The sequence below is a fragment of the Thermococcus sp. EP1 genome (genome assembly GCF_001317345.1).
Taxonomy (GTDB): Archaea; Methanobacteriota_B; Thermococci; order Thermococcales; family Thermococcaceae; genus Thermococcus_A.
In genome coordinates this window covers 1-3693 of sequence record NZ_JXCG01000005.1, presented here as the reverse complement: position 1 = coordinate 3693, position 3693 = coordinate 1, and the positions used below count along the sequence as shown (strand labels likewise).

Here is a 3693-nt window from a genome sequence, read left to right as displayed (position 1 = left end):
AGACTGGTTATGACGTCGCCCTCACACGGCGAAGGTCCGGGGTTCGAATCCCCGCGGGCCCACCACTAAGGATTCTATGGCTCAAAATGTGTAAATGTTCAGCATTCAGAATTTTGTAATATAACACCCATGTATATTACTCGACTATTTAGTAGAGTATCTAAATTTTGTAATACAAAATAAGTTTTGGAAATGCCCAGAAACTTAGGTGGTAACGCCTGCACCTATCGTATTCTTCAAGGACCTTTAATACTATAACAAGTCCAACTCCAAATAATATTATAGCCAATATAGAGCCTCCCATGCTGGACATTAGAGGGCTTAGTGGATTAGGAACTTTATGGGCAATAGTTATTAGGAATATCCCAACTATAAAAAGAAAAATTAATTGCACAATACTCTCCTGTTTATTGCTCATATTTCTTACCCTCTAAATCTCTTGTCAAATATCTTAGTCATTTAATAAGTGAATTTGCTAAATATGTATTTCTCCAGTGTAGATTGCCAAGATGATAAAAAACAACGCTAAACATCGTCGAAAAAATAAGCAATAGGGGAGATGTATGTCGAATATTTTATCTAGAATCCTTGCGGGCTTTAATTAGTCAACCACCACCCCAATACTTTTGCTTCATCGATCGGCACTTCTTGAAAGTCCTCTATTTCTATCTCTGCTTTTGGTGGGTTTTCTTTTTTGATGTATTCTTTCACTAGGATTTCGGCTTGGCCTTCGTCTTTTGCTATTACAATAAATGTTGTGTAAGCTTCAAAGTCCTCCAACGTGTCCATGTTACCATCTAAAATACACTTGAATATTTTATTCGATTCGCGAGCTAAGAAATGGGTGGGCCAGAGGCCCAAAGTGGTGGTTGAATGGAAACAGTTCATGGAACGTACACAAATAGGGATTTTTAAGTTTTACCCCTGTGACAAAACTTTAATATTTTTTGGATGGGAAAAGCTTTTGTGGTTAATTTGGGGGTAGGAGAAGGTTTAAATATTTGGTTTTTCTAGAAATACTGAGGGATGGATATGTGGGAGATACTTGACGAGTTAAAGCCTGGAGAAATAGTTTTGGTGGAGTACCCTTCTAGAGTGAATCCTTCAACAGTTTTTGCCGGGGCAATGAAGTGGGCTAATGCTAAAGGCCACCAGATTCTAATCATCGACCTCTTCAACAGGCTTGACTTATGCTTAAGATGGATGAAGATTGAAAAACTTGAATGTGAAGCACTAAAGAAAGCGAAGGTTGTTGAGATTGGCTATCACGAGCCTCCTGATGTGAATGTGGTGAAGTTCATTAGTGGGGATAGAGAGTTGCCAGCATTAGTTTCCGAATACAGGAAAGTTTATGAAAAGTTGGTGAGTGAAAAGTTCACTGCCGCGTTCTTATTTGGAATTGAGAGGTATATTATTTTAAGAAGAAATGAGGCAATTCCGCTTGCTAATGTTCTTGGGACTTTCTTAGGAGACACTCGCAGGATTTCGTTCTATTTCGTGAACAAGGATATTCTGGCAGGCATTGTTCCAAATCCACTCACCATGATTGAAGAGATTGCTACAACGATAATAGAGCTCAAGAAGGAGAAGGGGAAGGTGAAACTCTGCATCACTAAGGCATTTAACCGTGAACTTGACGGACGAGAAATCATGATTTGATTTACTCCATACTTATCGCCTTTCTTCTTTTAAACATTAGAAAGCAAAACTTTAATATTTTTTCGAGTAATAATCATGAACAACATAAAGTTTATTTATATAGAATGCAATAAGTAGTTATGAAATTAATCTATCGGGAGGTGATATGAACGGGCATTTTTAAACGATGGATTAGATTTAACAAAGAGAATGTCAAAAAGGTTCCAAATGTATATGGGGCATATGAAATTGCTAATGCAGCCAAAGGAACGATTTATATTGGAAGCGGGAAACTCAGAAGTAGGCTTTTAGCACACTTTCCAAGAGGTCCGGATCCTATAGTGGGAGCATCTTATTTTAGGTATGAAAAGACAGGAAGTTTAGAGAAAGCGAGGCAAAGAGAAAGAGCTCTTTTGATGGAGTATTATAGGAAGCATGGTAGATTGCCCAAATTCAACCAGAAGATAGTGTAAGGAGTGGGAATTAGGTGGTGATACCTGGTGCCAAATATTGGGACTTTTGAGGATATCAAAAGATTAGTTGAAAACAACGTAGAGGAAAATATGTATTTGGAATTTAAGAAAGAATTACCTCGACCAGCGAATAAGATTGTGAAGGAAGTTGTTGCATTTGCCAATGCTGAAGGAGGAGAATTAGTTATAGGGATAGAGGAGCAAAATAGCACAGCCGCAAGGTTAACTCCAATTGAAAAGCGACCAGGGATTAAGGAACAAATAGCACAGGTTATAGATACAAACACGGATCCAAAACTTGAGGGTTATGAAATTATTGTCATTGATGACGAGAATGATAATTCAAAGGCATATGTAGTTGTAAGAGTTAAGAAAAGTCCAAAAGCTCCTCATATGGACACAAGTACTCGTAAATATTATATACGGAGAGGAAATCGGACAGACTCTATGCTAGACAGTGAAGTGAGGGCTCTTTTATTCAGAAGAGGAATAATGAGAAATCTTCTCATAGAAATTGAGAGCAATAAAGAGTTAATCATAAAAACTATAACCTTTGTGGATGAGCTCCTTAGACGTAAGCCAAAGGACCGGAAACCATTCTTGTTTATTCCTCTAAAAGATGAAGCTTGGAGAAGTTTCATATATTCTGGCTATAGTTACATAACCCCTCCAGAAATTCTTAACAAATTGATAAACGCCTATAATCTAATACACGAAGTAAACAGCATTATTGAGTCCGCAAATATTAGAGAATCCACCGATGTGACAACCCCAATTGATGAAAATCCCCCTGATATTGGAGAATATGTTCCAAGTCTTATTAAAGAAAAATTAGAGAAAGTTTCCGGAGCATTAAACGGAATAGAGGAATTACTTAAGAGTATTTGATGATTGAGTTATTTTTGTTAAAAATGTTTATGAAAAAACATTATGGAGGGGGGTTAAAAATTGCCGGCTCCCACGTTTGAGAATGGGCTTGCGAGAGGAATAATTGAAATAGTTACTGCTACAGCGCTTGGATTTATCTATGAGATCCTTATTGAAATTGGCAATTCACTACCTTCAACATTGGCAGGGGGATTCAAGTTATTTGTGTTTATGTTGATTTTGGTCGGAGCACTTCAAGTGATTGATACACTTTGGGCAAGCGAGTACTGGAATCGTCCTTATTTGGTTGGATACATTTTGGGAGTGCTCTCTGGAGCGTTCATAGTTATGTATGCAAACTTAATACCTGATTGGTTAACGCTGCTTGAGGCATTTGTACTAATAATGCTATTTCTCATTAGGATCTCACAAAAAGAACAATGGTGAAAAAGAAGCCTCAGCCCATCACAACTTTCACTATTTTTCATATTTTCTACAATTATTTCCTTTTTGTTTAGTATTTTCCCTTTAGCATGGCAAATATGGAGGAATAAACCTTTTTTAATTTTAAGGATAAAAATTCTATTTGGTGAAGTGATGGTGAAAGTTGTAAAGACTGGATTGGAGGATATAGACACTGTTTTGGGGGGCGGGATTATTGAGAGAGGAACAGTGTTAATAGCATATGACAAGAGGTCATTAGGATGGATATTGG

General features: G+C 37.3%; 5 protein-coding genes. 3 read left to right on the top strand and 2 right to left on the bottom strand.

The window, feature by feature from the left end; genetic code table 11:
* Positions 1–160: 160 nt before the first annotated feature.
* Positions 161–418: a hypothetical protein gene (locus EP1X_RS05655; protein ID WP_055282556.1), complete on the bottom strand. Its 258-nt coding sequence runs from the start codon at positions 416–418 to the stop codon at positions 161–163.
* Positions 419–597: 179 nt separating this feature from the next.
* The gene (locus tag EP1X_RS05650; protein WP_055282554.1) at positions 598–789 is read right to left on the bottom strand and encodes a hypothetical protein; all 192 of its coding nucleotides are present in this window, start codon (positions 787–789) and stop codon (positions 598–600) included.
* 237 nt (positions 790–1026) lie between these two features.
* Between EP1X_RS05650 and EP1X_RS05645 the strand changes: the two genes are divergently transcribed.
* From EP1X_RS05645 to EP1X_RS05635, 3 genes are all read left to right on the top strand, one after another.
* Positions 1027–1659, top strand: a complete 633-nt coding sequence (locus EP1X_RS05645) for a DUF257 family protein (RefSeq protein WP_253276544.1) — start codon at positions 1027–1029, stop codon at positions 1657–1659.
* 479 nt (positions 1660–2138) lie between these two features.
* Positions 2139–2999 (top strand): helix-turn-helix domain-containing protein, encoded by an 861-nt coding sequence (locus tag EP1X_RS05640; protein WP_055282551.1) that lies wholly within the window; start codon positions 2139–2141, stop codon positions 2997–2999.
* Between the two features lie 60 nt (positions 3000–3059).
* On the top strand, positions 3060–3425 hold the full coding sequence (locus EP1X_RS05635; protein ID WP_055282549.1) for a hypothetical protein: 366 nt from the start codon (positions 3060–3062) through the stop codon (positions 3423–3425).
* Positions 3426–3693: the final 268 nt, after the last annotated feature.

Bases quoted from the DNA above. Each gene is read 5' to 3' on its own strand.
- EP1X_RS05655 (WP_055282556.1), bottom strand. From the start codon at position 418: ATGAGCAATAAACAGGAGAGTATTGTGCAATTAATTTTTCTTTTTATA.
- EP1X_RS05645 (WP_253276544.1), top strand. From the start codon at position 1,027: ATGGATATGTGGGAGATACTTGACGAGTTAAAGCCTGGAGAAATAGTT.
- EP1X_RS05650 (WP_055282554.1), bottom strand. From the start codon at position 789: ATGGACACGTTGGAGGACTTTGAAGCTTACACAACATTTATTGTAATA.